This window comes from Aeromonas sp. 600724 (genome assembly GCF_049175135.1).
GTDB classification, from domain to species: Bacteria; Pseudomonadota; Gammaproteobacteria; order Enterobacterales; family Aeromonadaceae; genus Aeromonas; species Aeromonas veronii_A.
The window spans coordinates 40,175-56,795 of record NZ_JAAKUM010000013.1 but is presented as its reverse complement, the minus strand read 5'-3'; the positions used below and the strand labels follow the sequence as shown (position 1 = coordinate 56,795).

Genomic DNA, 16,621 nt, shown 5'->3' with positions numbered 1-16,621 from the left:
TAATTTAGTTTCAATCAGCTGTATGAAACTTGTGATTGGATTGTTAAGATGTGGTGCAATGAGGTCAGACCTCTGCCTTTTAAACCAAGGAGCCAGGATGAAACAGCCATTGAAACTGACGACTCGCCAGGGCGAACGGATTGCCGTCGTGGCGGGGCTGCGTACCCCCTTTGCCAAGCAGGCCACCGCCTTTCATGGCGTGCCTGCAGTCGATCTCGGCAAACTGGTGGTGAGCGAGATGCTCGCCCGTACCAATCTCGATCCCAAGCTTATCGACCAGCTGGTGTTTGGTCAGGTGGTTCAGATGCCGGAAGCCCCCAACATTGCCCGTGAAATCGTGCTTGGCACCGGCATGAGCGTCAATACCGATGCCTATAGCGTCTCCCGCGCCTGCGCCACCAGTTTTCAGGCGGTGGCCAACGTCACCGAATCCATCATGGCGGGCACTGTGGATATCGCCATCGCTGGCGGTGCGGACTCCTCCTCCGTGCTCCCTATCGGAGTGAGCAAGAAGCTGGCCCGTGCCCTGGTGGATCTCAACAAGGCGCGCAATCTGCAGCAGCGCTTCAATATTCTACGTCAGCTGCGGGTCAAGGATCTGCTGCCGGTGCCGCCTGCCGTGGCGGAATACTCTACTGGCCTCTCCATGGGACAGACCGCCGAGCAGATGGCCAAGAGTCACCAGATCAGCCGCGAGGCGCAAGATGCGTTAGCTCATCGCTCCCACACTCTGGCCGCGCAGGCTTGGGCCGATGGCAAGCTCAGTGGCGAGGTGTTTACCGCCCATGTACCGCCCTACAAGTCGCCGCTGGAGCGGGACAACAATATCCGTGAAAGCTCGGATCTCGCGAGCTACGCCAAGCTCAAGCCGGTGTTTGATCGGGTTCATGGCACAGTGACGGCTGCCAACGCCACGCCGCTGACCGATGGCGCTGCCGCCGTGCTGCTGATGCGCGAAGGGCGGGCGAAAGAGCTGGGCCTCAAACCGCTGGGCTATATCCGCAGCTTCGCTTTCTCGGCCATCGATGTGTGGCAAGACATGCTGATGGGGCCCTCCTACGCCACGCCGCTGGCGCTGGACAGAGCCGGCATCACGCTCAGCGATTTGACTCTGATCGACATGCACGAAGCCTTTGCCGCCCAGACTCTGGCCAACCTCAAGATGTTTGCCAGCCACGAGTTTGCCCGTGACAAGCTGGGCCGCGATCAGGCCATCGGCGAGGTGGACATGGAGAAGTTCAACGTCCTCGGCGGTTCGCTGGCCTATGGCCACCCCTTTGCCGCGACCGGTGCGCGGATGATCACCCAGACCCTGCACGAGCTGCGTCGTCGCGGTGGGGGATTGGGGCTCAACACCGCCTGTGCGGCGGGTGGATTGGGCGTGGCTATGGTGTTGGAGGTTGAATGATGAGCGCTAAGACTTTTTCCCTGGATGTTCGCAAAGATGGCATCGGCATCCTCACCATGGATGTGCCGGGCGAGAGCATGAATACCCTGAAAGCCGCCTTTGTCGAGGAGATCCGCTCCGTACTGGACGAGGTAAAACGCAACAAGGATTTGATCGGGCTGGTGATCACCTCCGGCAAGAAGGACTCCTTCATCGCCGGCGCTGACATTACCATGCTGGCCGCCTGCACCAGTGCCAAGGATGCCGAGACCCTGTCACGAGAAGGGCAGGAGATCTTTGCCGAGATCGAGGGGCTGACCATTCCGGTGATCGCCGCCATTCATGGCCCCTGCCTCGGTGGCGGGTTGGAGCTGGCGCTGGCCTGCCATGGTCGGGTGGTGACCGAGCACGGTAAAACCGTGCTGGGATTGCCGGAAGTGCAGCTCGGTCTGCTGCCGGGCTCTGGCGGTACCCAGCGTCTGCCGCGCCTTATCGGGGTGGCCAAGGCGCTGGATCTGATGCTGACCGGCAAGCAGGTGCGGGCCAAACAAGCCAAGAAATTGGGGCTGGTGGACGATGTGGTGCCGCCGTCAATCTTGCTGGATGCTGCCATCAAGCTGGCCAAGAAGGGCAAACCGCGCCATCAGTTGAAACGGGATCTGCAGGGCAAGGTGCTGGAGACCAACAAGCTGGGTCGCAAGGTGCTGTTCGATCAGGCCAGCAAGGGGGTGAAAGCCAAGACCCGCGGCAACTATCCGGCGCCGGAGCGGATCCTGGACGTGGTACGCATCGGCGTGGAGGAGGGGATGAAGGCCGGTCTGGCCGCTGAATCCCGCCACTTTGGCGAGCTGGTGATGACTGCCGAGTCTGCCGCCCTGCGTTCCATCTTCTTTGCCACCACGGAGATGAAGAAAGAGGTCACCTATCAGGGAGCCGAGCCGCGCAAGGTGGGCCATGCCGCCGTGCTGGGCGGTGGTCTGATGGGGGGCGGCATCGCGTTCGTCACCGCTACCAAGGCGGGCGTGCCGGTGCGGATCAAGGATGTGGCAAGCGCCGGGATCGGCAATGCCATGCGCTACAGCTATGACATTCTGGCCAAGAAGCTCAAGCGCCGTCATATCCTGCGCAGCGAGCTGGAAAAGCAGATGAGCCTGTTGACCGGTACCCTCGACTACTCCGGTTTCCACCGGGTGGACATGGTGGTGGAGGCGGTGTTTGAAGATCTCAATCTCAAACACCAGATGGTGAAGGACGTGGAGCGTGAGTGCGGTGAGCACACAGTGTTTGCCTCCAACACCTCTTCCTTGCCCATCAACCAGATTGCGGCAGAGGCGGCGCACCCAGAGCGAGTCGTGGGGCTGCACTACTTCAGCCCGGTGGACAAGATGCCGCTGGCGGAGATCATCCCCCACGCTGGCACCAGTGCCGAGACGGTCGCTACCACCCTGGCTTTTGCCCGCGCCCAGGGCAAAACGCCCATCGTGGTGAAGGACGAAGCCGGTTTCTACGTCAACCGCATCCTGGCGCCCTACATGAATGAGGCGGCAAGACTGGTGCTGGAAGGGGAGCCGGTAGAGGTGCTGGATAGCGCGCTGCTGGACTTTGGCTTCCCGGTTGGCCCCATCACCTTGCTCGATGAGGTGGGGATCGATGTGGGCGCCAAGATCTCCCCCATCCTTGAGAAAGAGCTGGGCGGCGAGCAGTTCCAGGCGCCCAAGGCGTTCGACAAGCTGCTGCAAAATGATCGCAAGGGACGCAAGAACGGCAAGGGCTTCTATCTCTATGGCAAGGCGGCACCGCGCAACAAGCTGACTGGCAAAGAGGGCAAGAAGACGGTGGACGAGAGCGTCTATGGCGTGCTCGGCATCAAGCCGTCTGCCAAGCTGGCCCGTCAGGAGATCGCCGAGCGCTGCGTGCTGCTGATGCTCAACGAAGCGGCCATGGCGCTGGATAGCGGTGTGGTGGCGTCGGCCCGTGATGGTGATATCGGTGCCATCTTCGGCATCGGTTTCCCGCCTTTCCTTGGCGGCCCGTTCCGCTACATGGACACGCTTGGGATTGATCATCTGGTTGGCCGTCTGGAGTATTACCAGAAGCGCCATGGCGACCGGTTTGCCCCTTGTGCCCGCCTCAAGGCAATGGCCGCAGAGCAGCAGACCTTCTACTGATAACTGCTGCAGATTGACCGCAAGACAACGAGGCCCGCACCCATGCGGGCCTCTTTCTATGCTGTGGTTTGTTCGGGTTATTCAGGTGGTGCTGCGATGATGCAGGCAGAGGCGAAGGCCGAAAAAATGGCCCACCGAAGTGGGCCATTTGCGAGGTGGTAAGCTTAGATACCCGGCTTACGCTCCGGGCAGCGGCCGATAATATCGGGTGGCAGTTCACCGTTGTCCTGCTCCAGCACCACGTCGAATCCCCACAGTTGATGGAGGTGCTTGAGCACCTCATGGCGAGAGTCGCCAAGGGGGATGCGGTTGTGGGGCACATAGCGCAGGGTGAGGGAGCGATCCCCCTTCACGGCGACGTTGTACACCTGAATATTGGGTTCCAGATTGCTGAGGTTGTACTGGGCCGACAGAGTATTGCGCACCTGACGGTACCCCTCGTCATTGTGGATAGCGGAGACCTTCAGATAGTTCTTCAGATCGTCGTCATCAATGGCGAACAACTTCATATCCCGCATCACTTTCGGGCTTAAGAACTGGCTGATAAAGCTCTCGTCCTTGAAGTTCTGCATGGCAAAGTGGAGGGTGTCGACCCAGTTGCTGCCGGCATAGTCGGGGAACCAGTATCTATCCTCCTCGGTCGGGTTCTCGCAGATGCGGCGCAGGTCGGTAAACATGGCAAACCCCAGCGCATAAGGGTTGATCCCCGAGTAGTAGCGACTGTTGTAAGCAGGTTGATAGACCACATTGGTGTGGCTGTGCAGCACCTCCATCATGAAGCGATCGCTCAGCTTGCCCTCGTCATAGAGGTGATTGAGGATGGTGTAGTGCCAGAAGGTGGCCCACCCCTCGTTCATCACCTGAGTCTGCTTTTGTGGATAGAAATACTGACTTATCTTGCGCACGATGCGCACCACTTCCCGCTGCCAAGGCTCCAGCAAGGGGGCATTCTTCTCGATGAAGTAGAGGATGTTCTCCTGGGGCTCTGCGGGGTAGCGCCTGTCCTCCACCCCTGCCGCTTTATGCTGCTTGGGCAGGGTACGCCACAGCTCATTGACCTGAGTTTGCAGATAATCTTCCCGCGCCTTCTGGCGCCGCTTCTCCTCGGCCATGGAGATCTTCTGGGGACGCTTGTAGCGATCCACCCCGAAGTTCATCAGGGCATGGCAGGAATCGAGCAGCTGTTCCACCGCCTCGATGCCATGCTTCTCTTCGCACTGGGTGATGTAGTTCTTGGCGAACAGCAGGTAGTCGATGATGGAGGAGGCATCGGTCCAGGCCTTGAACAGGTAGTTGTTCTTGAAGAAGGAGTTATGACCGTAGCAGGCGTGCGCCATCACCAGCGCCTGCATCGGCATGGTGTTCTCCTCCATCAGGTAGGCGATGCAGGGATCGGAATTGATGACGATCTCGTAGGCCAGTCCCATCTGGCCGCGCTTGTAGTTGCGCTCGGTATGGATAAAGCGCTTGCCGAACGACCAGTGCTGATAGCCGATGGGCATGCCGACGCTGGAGTAGGCATCCATCATCTGCTCGGCGGTGATCACCTCGATCTGGTTGGGGTAGGTGTCCAGCTTGTAGAAACGGGCGACCCGGGCGATCTCCTGGTGATAGGTCTCCAGCAGATCGAAGTTCCAGTCTGGTCCGTCATCCAGTGGCGCTACACGTTTTTCTGTTTCGATCATGTGACCTCCTCACGCCGCTTGTTTCTTGAACAGCTCGCGGAACACCGGATAGATATCCTCGACCTTGCGAATGTGCTCCATCGCAAAGTGGGGGAACTGGCTGGCTACCGACTCATATTCGTGCCAAAGGGTCTGGTGGGCACGGGTGGTGATCTCGATGTAGGAGTAGTACCGCACCCTTGGCATGATGTCCCGCGCCAGAATTTCACGGCACTGCGGTGAGTCATCGGCCCAGTTGTCACCATCCGACGCCTGCGCCGCATAGATGTTCCACTGGTTGGCCGGGTAACGCTCGTTGATGATGTCATTCATCATCTTGAGGGCGCTGGAGACGATGGTGCCGCCTGTCTCCTGGGAGTAGAAGAACTCGTGTTCATCCACCTCCTTGGCCTGGGTATGGTGGCGGATATAGACCACTTCTACGTTCTTGTAAGTCCGGCTCAGGAACAGATAGAGCAGGATATAGAAACGTTTGGCCATCTCCTTGGTGGCCTGATCCATGGAGCCCGAGACGTCCATCAGACAGAACATCACCGCTTGGCTGGAGGGGACGGGCCGTTTGACGAAGTTGTTGAACTTGAGATCGAAGGTGTCAATAAACGGTACCGCATCGATCCGTCGTTTCAGCTCCCTGATCTCCTTCTCGAGCAGGGCGATCTCGGCAAAGTGTTCGTTGGGATCGGTGGCCAGCAGGGCCAGCCGATCTTCCAGTTCATGCAGTTGGCGCTTCTTGCCCGCTTGCAGCGCCATGCGCCGCGCCAGTGAATTTTGCAGGGAACGCACCACGTTGATATTGGCGGGCACCCCGTTGGAGGTGTAGCCCGCCCGATAGGTTTTCACCTCCATCAGCTGGTTGAGCTGGGTTTTCTGCAGCCTGGGCAGCTCCAGATCTTCAAACAGCAGATCGAGATACTCATCCTTGGAGATCTGGAACACGAAATCATCGGCCCCTTCTCCCTGATTGGATGCTTGTCCCTCGCCTGAACCCTGTCCGCCGCCCCCTCCTTTGGGACGGTCAATCTTGTCGCCGGAGACGAACTGATCATTGCCGGGATGCACCATCTCCCGTTTACCGCCGTGCCCCTGATGAAAATGGGGCTCGCCAATATCCTTGGTCGGGATGCTTATGCTCTCGCCCTTGTCAACGTCCTGAATGCTGCGCTTGGAGACAGCATCCGAGACCGCTTGTTTTATCTGCTTCTTGTAGCGGCGGATGAAGCGCTGCCGATTGACAGCGCTTTTGTTTTTGCCGTTGAGCCTGCGGTCGATAAAATGCGCCATAACTCCCCCTTGAACAGTCAGGGTCAGGATGACTTGCGTACCCTGAGATACCATTCGGAGAGCAGTCGCACCTGTTTGCGGGTGTAGCCTTTCTCCATCATCCGTTCGACAAAGTTATCGTGCTTCTTCTGCTCCTCGGCCGAGGTTTTGCTGTTGAAGGAGATAACCGGCAGCAGCTCTTCCGTGTTGGAGAACATCTTCTTCTCGATCACGGTGCGCAGCTTTTCGTAACTGGTCCAGTTGGGGTTACGGCCTGCATTGTTGGCCCGGGCACGCAGCACGAAGTTGACGATTTCGTTACGGAAATCTTTCGGGTTGCTGATCCCGGCGGGTTTTTCAATTTTCTCCAGCTCGCTGTTGAGAGACGCTCTGTCAAACAGCTGGCCGGTTTCGGGGTCACGGTACTCCTGATCCTGGATCCAGAAGTCGGCGTAGGTGACGTAGCGATCGAAGATGTTCTGACCGTACTCGGAGTAGGACTCGAGATAGGCGGTCTGGATCTCCTTGCCGATGAACTCCACATAGCGCGGGGTCAGATAGCCCTTGATGAACTCAAGGTAGCGATCGTGCAGCTCTTGCGGGAACTGTTCGCGCTCGATCTGCTGCTCCAGCACATAGAAGAGGTGCACCGGGTTGGCGGCCACTTCCGCGTGGTCGAAGTTGAAGACGCGGGAGAGGATCTTGAACGCAAAGCGGGTAGAGAGACCATTCATCCCTTCGTCTACACCTGCGTAGTCGCGATACTCCTGATAGCTCTTCGCCTTCGGATCTGTGTCCTTCAGACTTTCGCCATCATAGACCCGCATCTTGGAGTAGATGCTGGAGTTTTCGGGTTCTTTCAGCCGTGACAACACCGAGAACTGACCCAGCAGTTCGAGGGTGCCCGGGGCGCATTTGGCCTCGGTCAGTTCACTGTTGACCAGCAGCTTCTCGTAGATCTTCACCTCTTCCGAGACGCGCAGGCAGTAAGGCACCTTGACGATGTAAACGCGGTCGAGGAAAGCTTCGTTGTTCTTGTTGTTGCGGAACTGCTGCCACTCGGATTCGTTGGAGTGAGCCAGCAGAATGCCGTCAAAGGGGAGGGCGGAGAGCCCTTCGGTACCGTTGTAGTTACCCTCCTGGGTTGCTGTCAGCAGCGGGTGCAGCACCTTGATGGGGGCCTTGAACATCTCCACAAATTCCATCACTCCCTGGTTCGCTTTACACAGCGCACCTGAGTAGGAGTAGGCATCGGCGTCATCCTGGGCGAAGTGCTCCAGCATGCGGATGTCGACCTTGCCGACCAGTGAGGAGATATCCTGGTTGTTGTCATCACCGGGTTCCGTTTTGGCTATGGCAATTTGATCGAGAATGGAGGGGTTGACCTTCTCCACCTTGAACTTGGTGATGTCGCCGCCAAACTCGTGCAGGCGTTTGGCCACCCAGGGGGACATGATGGGACGCAGGTAACGGCGCGGGATACCGTACTCTTTTTCCAGGATCTCCCCATCCTCTTCGATGTCGAACAGGCAGAAGGGGTGATCGTTGACCGGTGAGCCCTTGATGCGATAGATGGGCACCTTCTGCATCAGGGATTTGAGTTTCTCTGCCAGCGAGGATTTACCGCCGCCAACGGGGCCCAGCAGATAGAGGATCTGTTTCTTCTCTTCCAACCCCTGGGCGGAGTGTTTGAGGTAGGAGACGATCTGTTCGATGGCCTCTTCCATCCCGTAGAAATCCTTGAAGGCGGGATAGCGTGCCACGACGCGGTTGGAGAAGAGTCGGCTCAGTCTGGGGTTGGCTGAGGTGTCTACCATCTCCGGCTCACCAATGGCGGTCAGCAGACGTTCGGCTGCGGAGGCGTAGCAGGCTTTGTCCTGCTTACACATATCCAGGAACTCCTGGATGGTATATTCCTCTTCTCTCGCTTTTTCATATCGCTGTTGGTAATGCTCGAATATGCCCATAACTTTGCCCTCGTTATAGTCGCTTACCCTGAAAAATGTGGATGACTGCTTTTGTGTTGTGCGCTTTTAAAGCCTAGTCAACAGACTCCAGTAATCCATCACGGTTGATAGGTTAAATTCTGAAGAAACCTGCCCGATCCTTGTGCGGGGAGGGTCAGTCAACAACACCGCTATGTTACTGACTGTTAAATTATTTTTGCCACGATAGTGAGGTAAATGTCAAAGACATAAAAAATAAATGTTTATGGGAAACAGGGAACTTATTGCGAAAAGATTAAGGGGTTTGACGAAAGGCAATGGGGCTGCGGGTTGGCGGGGTTATGAATGAAAATATCATTACGTGAACGTCAACGTAAATTGCTTTGTTTGGAGTTTAGACTCTAATTTTTACATTGACGCTACATTTTGAGTGCCCTAGATTGGCGATGTGTGAGCAGCAAGACGCTTTAGCAAGAGAGTTGACTGTTGCCTCACCAAGCTCTGTTTAAGCACGTTTCCGTTGGCTTGACCCTCGCAACCGCGAGGGTCTTCTTTTTCTGTGTCTATAAACGCTTCTGCTGGTGGCTATTGAAGCCGCCAGCACTCACCTAGCAAGGGTAGGCTTGTTGCACTGCCGCCAGGACGCGGGCAAACGGGTGGGCGGCCAACTGGCCTGCGCCCGCCAGCGATTTGGCCTTGACCCGGCTGGTCAGCGGTGTGGTGATGCCGCACAGGAAACGGGCCAGAACACGAGCATCCACCGAACCGGTTTTGGCAATCAGCGGATCGCACCAGGCGCGGATCCCCGCCTCGTTTGGCATGGTCAGTGAGGATAGGGGAGGAAGATGTGCCACCTCGCCGCGACAAACCGAACAGTGGCCACAATGAACCGGCGCCACCTCATCGGCGAAATAGCGGGCGAGGCGGTGGCTCAGGCACTCATTCGAAGTGAAAAAGTCGAGCATGGCTTGCAGTCTTGCCAGCTCGCTCTGCTCTTTTTGCAGGAACAGGGCGTGCAGGGCATTTGCTTCCTGCTCGTTGTCCCACCCCTGACGGGTGATCCGGTAGACCTCAGTCATCTGTTTGCTTTCAAGCTCGATCCAGCCTTGCTGCTGCAGGTAGTCGAGCGCCGCAACGGCCCGCTGCCGCTCCCCCTGATAGCCCTGCCATAGGGCGTCAAAGTCCATGGTGCACCAACTGCGGGCTTGCGGGGCGCAGGCGAACAGTTGCTCCAGAAACTGGCGACGATCCGGATTGAAGCGACTCACTATCTCGCCTTTATCCAGCACAAACTTGAAGCGGTAGTCGGCGTAGTAGCTGTAGGCCGGGGTGATGATGCCTGCCATCTCCAGATAGACCAGCAGGGTTTTAAGGGGCAACTGGCGGATATTGGTGTCGTTGGAGAGGCGCAGCAGGGTGAATTCCCACTCGCTCCCGCTCTGCTTGATGATGGCAAGGAGCTGGAGGATGGCACTCAAATCCGGCGTATCGCCGTAGACGAAGTTCTCCAGCACCGGCAGCTGGCTCTGGTTGGCCAGCACGATACAGCGCGATGGCTGGCCATCCCGTCCGGCGCGGCCAATCTCCTGGCTGTAGTTCTCGATGGATTTAGGCAGATCGTAGTGAATGACCCGCCGGATATCCGCTTTGTCGATCCCCATGCCAAAGGCGATGGTGGCGACGATGCAATCCACCTTGCCCGCCATGAAGTCGTGCTGGATCTGACTGCGCAGCGCCGAGTCGAGTCCGGCATGATAGGCGCGGGCGTTGATCCCTTCTCTAATGAGGTGCTCGGCACAGGCTTCTGCGGTGTGTTGCAAGGTGACGTAGACGATGGTGGGGGCCGCCGGATCGTTGGCCAACTCCTGCGCGAGCCAGCTATCCCGCGCATCGAGCGCCAGGGGAATGACCGTCAGATCAAGATTGGAGCGGTAGAAACCGGTGACCACGACCCCCTCCGGCGCGATGCCGAATTTGGTCTGCATATCCTGAATAACCGCCGGTGTGGCGGTGGCGGTGAGCAGCAGCACCTGCGGGATCTTCAGGTCATGGCGATAGCTCGGCAGCTTGAGGTAGTCGGGGCGAAAGTTGTGGCCCCACTCCGAGATACAGTGCGCCTCATCGACGACCAGCAGCGAGAGCGGCACTTGCTGGATAAAGCGGCGAAAGCGCTCGTTCTTGAGTCGCTCCACCGAGATCATCAGGATCTTGAGCTGGCCATCCAGCGCCTGCTGCATCACTCGTCGGCTCTCCTCCGGGCTCTGGCTTGAGTCGAGGGTAGCGGCGCTTATTTCCTTGCTTTTGAGGAAGGCGAGTTGATCGTGCATCAGCGCCAGCAGCGGCGAGATAACCAGGGTCAGGTGAGGTAGGGCGAGGGCAGGCAGTTGATAACAGAGCGACTTGCCGGAGCCGGTGGGAAAGATAGCGGCGGCACTCTGACCTGCCAGCACCCGGCTGATCACCGCCTCCTGACCAGGTCTGAGTGCGGAGAAACCAAAATATTGGTTGAGCAGGGATGGGATCATGGCAAGGCTCCGCAGCAAATGGGGGATGATAGCACAGCGACGACGGTCACGGATGACACAGGAATGGTCCTGAGGGTAATGGCAGAGAGTGTCGATAAAACGTACAAAAATGGGTGGTTGCGCTGTGGTTAAGGTTTTGTTGCGGTTTTTTGTGATGGAAACGGGATATTTTTTGGTGAGTCTCTGGAAAAAAAAGATGGCGAATGGGATATTCCGACATGCAATCCGGTGATTGGCGGATCGGCCCGACAGAAGGCTGGCCACAGACACCACATTCGGGCGACAGGGGTCTCCCGATGGGTGGTTGCAGACAGGACTCATGATTCATGCACTACGGTGCTTAGGGACTTTTTTGATGACACAACAACACCCCCTCCTTCGGCTGGTCAATAGCACCAGTCTGGTCAGCCAGATCCTGGTTGGTCTGGTATTCGGTATCTTGCTGGCGATGTTTGCCCCCGAGTGGGCGAAAACGGCTGGTCTGCTCGGCAGTCTGTTCGTTGGCGCACTGAAAGCGGTAGCCCCGCTGCTGGTATTCGTACTGGTGATGGCGGCCATCATTGGTCACAAGCAGGGTCAGAAGACCAATATGCGACCGATCCTGCTGCTCTATCTGTTTGGTACCTTCTCTGCGGCCGTGGTCGCGGTGATTGCCAGCTTCCTGTTCCCCTCCAACCTCCATCTGGTGGCCAATACTGCCGAGATCACCCCGCCAGGCGGGATCACCGAGGTACTGCAGACCCTGCTGTTCAACGTGGTGACCAACCCGGTCAAGGCGCTGATGGATGCCAACTATATCGGGATCCTGGCGTGGGCCATCGGTCTGGGTATCGCCATGCGCCATGCCAACGAGAGCACCAAGGCGCTCATCACTGACCTGTCTCACGGTGTCTCCGCCATCGTGAAAGCGGTGATCCGCTGTGCTCCGCTCGGGATCTTGGGTCTGGTTGCCTCCACTCTGGCAGAGACCGGCTTTGACGCCCTGTTTGGCTATGCCCAACTGCTGGTGGTGCTGATCGGCTGCATGCTGTTTATCGCCTTCGTGGTCAACCCGTTGATCGTCTTCTGGAAGATCAAGCGCAACCCCTATCCGCTGGTGCTGACTTGCCTCAAAGAGAGCGGCGTGACCGCATTCTTTACCCGCAGCTCTGCCGCCAACATTCCGGTCAACATGGCGCTGTGTGAAAAACTGCGCCTGCCCAAAGATACCTACGCGGTCTCCATCCCGCTGGGTGCCACCATCAACATGGCGGGTGCGGCCATCACCATCACTGTGCTCGCCATGGCGGCGGTACATACCCTGGGGATGGAAGTGGACATGGCAACAGCCGTGCTGCTCTCCGTGGTTGCCACCGTCAGTGCCTGTGGCGCGTCCGGTGTCGCCGGTGGCTCCTTGCTGCTGATCCCGCTGGCGTGCAGCCTGTTTGGTATCAGCAACGACATCGCCATGCAGGTGGTAGCCGTCGGCTTTATCATCGGTGTGCTGCAGGATTCCGCCGAGACAGCGCTGAACAGCTCCACCGACGTGTTGTTCACCGCCGCAGCGTGCATGGCCGAAGATGAAAGCCTGCTGGATGTGGCTCCGGTACCGAGCCGCGAAGCCTGATCTCGTAACGGTCAGTTTCGCAACACACTTGCGCCCTCTTCGGAGGGCGCTTTTTATTGTCGGCTTTGCTCTCTTTTCCTCTTTAAGCAGGCTCTTTGGCTGATGTGCCGGACATTCTGTCTCCCTTGTCCAGGGCGCTGCCTTGTCTTTATCCCTTCGAGTCGTGCTTCCTCCTTCTGTTGTGCGTTACACATTTTTGCCTTCTCTGCCAAGAGCCGATTGCTATGGCTTACCTCAGATCTTCAGGACAATCACAGCATCACAGCATCACAGCATCACAGTATTAAAGAAGAATGGAGGTGGCTGGCTGCGGCAGATGAGCTCGTCCTATCAGACACGCCATCATGGTTTGGTGAGGGGGAGTAAACGTGTTGGCGATATTGAGCTGCGGGCATGGGGGTCATGTTGATACCCGACGTGCTCAGTTATGGTGCTGGTGAGCATGCAGATATCCAACAAGGTGGGGGGGAGTAATAAGGAGAGAGCAGGACAATCGCGGTGGCACAGATTGCAGAGATAAAAAAGCCAGCCGACTATTCGGCTGGCTTTTTGCTATCAGCGGCAGGTAGGGGATTAACCGACCAGCTGATAGAGGATGGCGGAGATGGCGATCATCCCCATCACAGCGACAAATACGTTGCTGATATGGCCCTGATACTTCGCCATGGCCGGTACGCGCTTGATAGCGTACATCGGCATGATGAACAGGATGGTGGCGATGATCGGGCCGCCCAAGGATTCAATCATGCCCAGGATAGAGGGGTTGGCAATGGCAGTGCCCCACAGGGTCAGGATGAAGAAGGCGATGATGAACATCTCGACTTTCTTGGCGTTCGGCTCTTTGCCGGACTTGCGCATGTTCTGCACGATCATCCCTTTCAGACCTTCACGGGCACCCAGATAGTGGCCGAAGAAGGAGGAGACGATGGCGACGAACGCAACCAGCGGACCGAAGTAGGAGATAATGGGGCTGGCATGCTGATTGGCCAGATAGGAGAGCACGGCGATGTTCTGAGCCTTGGCTTCTGCCAGCTGGGCCGGTGTCAGGCTCATGACGCAAGAGAAGACGAAGAACATCACGAAGCCCAGCAGCACCATGGCGGTACGCTTGAGGATGGCATCGGCTTTCTCGACAGCCTGATCACCGTGGTCGCGGCGTTGGGCCAGGGAGAAGCTGGAGATGGCCGGGCTGTGGTTGAAGGAGAAGACCAGTACCGGGATGGTCAGCCACAGGGTAGTGGCGAAATCCTTGGCAGAGGGTACTTGCTCCAGCGCGGCACCGGTCCAGTCCGGGATCAGGTAGAGGGAGATACCGGCCAGAATGGCGATCAGCGGATAAACCAGCAGCTCGGTCACTTTCAGCATCAGCTTTTCACCGGCCAGCATCACCGACATCATGCCCATGATCAGCACGATGGAGAGGATCCAGCGCGGCGGGGCACTCATCTGCAGCTGGTTGACCATGAAGCTTTCCACGGTGTTGGTGATGCCCACGCCGTAGATCAGCACGATGGGGTAGATGGCGAAGAAGTAGAGCAGGGTGATTAATTTACCGGCACCCACGCCAAAGTGCTCTTCCACCACTTCGGTGATGTCTGCATTTGGCTTTTTGGAGGAAAGGACGAAGCGGGCCAGACCACGGTGAGCCAGATAGGTCATGGGGCCTACCAGCAGCGCCATGACGACCAGCGGCCAGAAACCGCCCATACCCGCGTTGATCGGCAGGAACAGGATCCCCGCGCCAACCGCGGTCCCGAACAGACTGATGACCCAGGTAGAGTCGCGTTTTTCCCAACGAGTGGTTTGAGTAGAGCTGATCCCTTGCTCTGTTGACGCCGCAACTCCCTGCGTGCCAGTGACTGTGTTTGACATCTATCTCACCCCGAATGTGTGGTTCTTATTAAGTCGGCGCAAGGATACGGTTTTTCTAATCAAAAATGTTGATCAAATTCATCTTTACGGCACGAAAAACCGCACTTTCTTATGGAAATGTGATCAAAACAAGAAAAAATCAATTATTGTTTATCAATTGGCACGTTATTTTAGTGTTAATGATTAAATCTCGCCCAGCCAAATGTGGGTAAATTGTTATTTTGCGAGATGCTGGGCTAGCTGGTTGATCATGCTGGCGGTAGCCCCCCAGATAAAGTGCTGTTGCCAGGGGATCCAGTAGATGGTGTGCGCTTTCCCCCCTCTGGAAAGGGTCAGGGGGATGTGGTTGCGCCGATCCAGCAGATGGGTCAGCGGCACTTCGAAGGCGTGATCCACCTCATCCGGACTCAGGATGAGGGGATAGTTGCCATCGAGCAGCCCCAGCACCGGCAGCACCTCGAATCGTGACACCGTATTGAGCGGGTTGAGGGTGCCGATCACTTCAATCAGTCGGGCCGGAATGCCGAGCTCCTCTTCGGTCTCCCGCAGTGCCGTGGCAATCAGGTTTTCGTCGCCGGGATCCTGTCGCCCGCCGGGGAAGCTGATCTGCCCCCCATGATGACGCAGCCGTGGGCTGCGCCGGGTCAATAACACGCTGAGCCCCTCATCGCGCATCACCACCGGGATCAACACTGCCGCCGGACTGAGCCCGCCAATGGCGAGGCGATGGGCCGGGGCGGGTCGCTGCAACTGGAAGCGGGTCAGCAGTTCGTGGCGATCCATGGCGGGGAGCTCTCCTGTGTGTTGCCTTGACGGTGGGGAGGGTTACAGCGCCGACAGAGGCGGAAGGATGCGGGCGACCTTGTCATAGGTCTCCTGATATTCGCTGTCGGCGTCGGAGTCGGCGATGATGCCGCCACCGGCCCAGCAGTGCAGGTGACCCGCTTCGGCGATCAAAGTGCGAATGCAGATGCTGGTATCCATCCGGCCATGCTGGCTGAGATAGCCGATGCTGCCGCAATAGGCATTGCGGCGCTGGGGCTCCAGCTCTTCGATGATCTCCATGGCGCGGATCTTGGGGGCGCCGGTGATGGAGCCACCCGGGAAACAGGCCCGCAGCAGATCGACTCCTTGCCAGCGTGCATCCAGCTCACCGTGGATGGTGGAGACCAGATGATGTACCGCCGGAAACGACTCCACCGCAAAGAGATGAGGCACGCTGACCGAGCCAGGCCGGCTGACCCGACCTATATCGTTGCGCAGCAGATCAACGATCATCAGATTCTCTGATCTGTCCTTGTCGGCTTGCGCCAGCTCCCGCGCGACTTGCCGATCGGTGGCCGGATCAGGGTGGCGAGGGCGAGTGCCTTTGATGGGTTTGGTTTCGATATGGCGACCATCAAGCAGCAGGAACCGCTCGGGAGAGAGGCTCAGCAGCGCACTATCCGGCAGGCGGATAAAAGCTGAGAAGGGGGCCTTGTTGGCGGTTGCCAGCAGGCAATAGGCCTGCCACTCATCCCCCTGATAGGGGGCGCTGAAACGTTGGGTCAGGTTGATCTGGTAGCAATCCCCCGCGGCGAGATATTCCTGAATGCGGGCAAACTTCTCGCCATACTCGGCGCGGCTCATATTGCTCTGCCACGCCCCCTGCAAGGCAAAAGCGGGGGCCGGTTTGGCCTGCTGCTGTTCAAGCCAGGCCAGCCGGTTGGCAAGGCCCGCTTTATCCCCCCAGTGCACCAGCTGCCAGTCGCCAGTTGCCACATTGCGCAGCAGCGCCCAGTCGTAGATGCCTACAGCCATGTCCGGCACCGCGATATCGGCGGCGGCCTGCACTGGCAGTCGCTCGAAGCGGCGGCCGAGATCATAGCCAAACAGGCCGAGGGCACCGCCGATAAAGGGTAGGTGAGTGGCACACAGATCCAGCTCCCCCAGCAGCTGTCGCTGGGTATGGGCCAGCAGGGCGAGGGGATCTTCGCTGTGTTCGCTGCTCTTACCATGCCAGGTGAGAGTGGTCACCTCGCAACGGGTTTCGAGGGTCGCCAGCGGATCGGCAGTGATGATATCAAAGCCGTTATCGGCACCGAGTGGTCCCGCCGATTCCAGCAACATGGCCCACGGCTGATGTTGCAGGCGGGCAAAAAGCTGATGGAGTTCAGCACTATGGTCTAGATG

General features: G+C 58.0%; 10 protein-coding genes. 3 read left to right on the top strand and 7 right to left on the bottom strand.

What is annotated here, in order from left to right:
- The first annotated feature begins 97 nt into the window (after window positions 1-97).
- Entirely contained in the window at window positions 98-1,408 is a 1,311-nt protein-coding gene (gene fadI, locus G5168_RS13270; RefSeq protein WP_227342818.1) for an acetyl-CoA C-acyltransferase FadI, read from the top strand.
- A complete protein-coding gene (gene fadJ / locus G5168_RS13265) occupies window positions 1,408-3,555 on the top strand; it encodes a fatty acid oxidation complex subunit alpha FadJ (protein WP_227343047.1) in 2,148 nt (715 codons plus the stop codon). The genes fadI and fadJ overlap by 1 nt, the downstream gene beginning before the upstream one ends.
- Before the next feature lie 164 nt (window positions 3,556-3,719).
- On the opposite strand, the gene G5168_RS13260 is transcribed toward fadJ, so the two are convergent.
- From G5168_RS13260 to G5168_RS13245, 4 genes are all read right to left on the bottom strand, one after another.
- Window positions 3,720-5,240, bottom strand: coding sequence for a SpoVR family protein (locus G5168_RS13260; RefSeq protein WP_040065652.1), 1,521 nt, complete (start codon window positions 5,238-5,240; stop codon window positions 3,720-3,722).
- A 9-nt stretch (window positions 5,241-5,249) separates the two neighbouring features.
- Complete coding sequence (locus tag G5168_RS13255) at window positions 5,250-6,521, bottom strand: YeaH/YhbH family protein (protein WP_005360363.1); 1,272 nt, start codon at window positions 6,519-6,521, stop codon at window positions 5,250-5,252.
- A 23-nt stretch (window positions 6,522-6,544) separates the two neighbouring features.
- The gene (locus G5168_RS13250; RefSeq protein ID WP_033113275.1) at window positions 6,545-8,467 is read right to left on the bottom strand and encodes a PrkA family serine protein kinase; all 1,923 of its coding nucleotides are present in this window, start codon (window positions 8,465-8,467) and stop codon (window positions 6,545-6,547) included.
- Window positions 8,468-9,054: 587 nt separating this feature from the next.
- Window positions 9,055-10,971, bottom strand: coding sequence for a RecQ family ATP-dependent DNA helicase (locus tag G5168_RS13245; protein ID WP_421252313.1), 1,917 nt, complete (start codon window positions 10,969-10,971; stop codon window positions 9,055-9,057).
- A gap of 355 nt (window positions 10,972-11,326) precedes the next feature.
- Here G5168_RS13245 and sstT point away from each other — a divergent pair, with 355 nt between their 5' ends.
- Complete coding sequence (gene sstT / locus G5168_RS13240) at window positions 11,327-12,577, top strand: serine/threonine transporter SstT (protein ID WP_227342822.1); 1,251 nt, start codon at window positions 11,327-11,329, stop codon at window positions 12,575-12,577.
- 573 nt (window positions 12,578-13,150) lie between these two features.
- Here sstT and G5168_RS13235 read toward each other — a convergent pair.
- The 3 genes from G5168_RS13235 to pabB all read right to left on the bottom strand — a co-directional run bounded on the left by G5168_RS13235 (window position 13,151) and on the right by pabB (window position 16,558).
- The gene (locus G5168_RS13235) at window positions 13,151-14,449 is read right to left on the bottom strand and encodes a serine/threonine transporter (protein ID WP_005345325.1); all 1,299 of its coding nucleotides are present in this window, start codon (window positions 14,447-14,449) and stop codon (window positions 13,151-13,153) included.
- A 216-nt stretch (window positions 14,450-14,665) separates the two neighbouring features.
- The gene (locus G5168_RS13230) at window positions 14,666-15,232 is read right to left on the bottom strand and encodes a CoA pyrophosphatase (protein WP_005351753.1); all 567 of its coding nucleotides are present in this window, start codon (window positions 15,230-15,232) and stop codon (window positions 14,666-14,668) included.
- 42 nt (window positions 15,233-15,274) lie between these two features.
- Window positions 15,275-16,558 (bottom strand): aminodeoxychorismate synthase component I, encoded by a 1,284-nt coding sequence (pabB, locus tag G5168_RS13225; protein WP_235699316.1) that lies wholly within the window; start codon window positions 16,556-16,558, stop codon window positions 15,275-15,277.
- Between the last annotated feature and the right edge of the window lie 63 nt (window positions 16,559-16,621).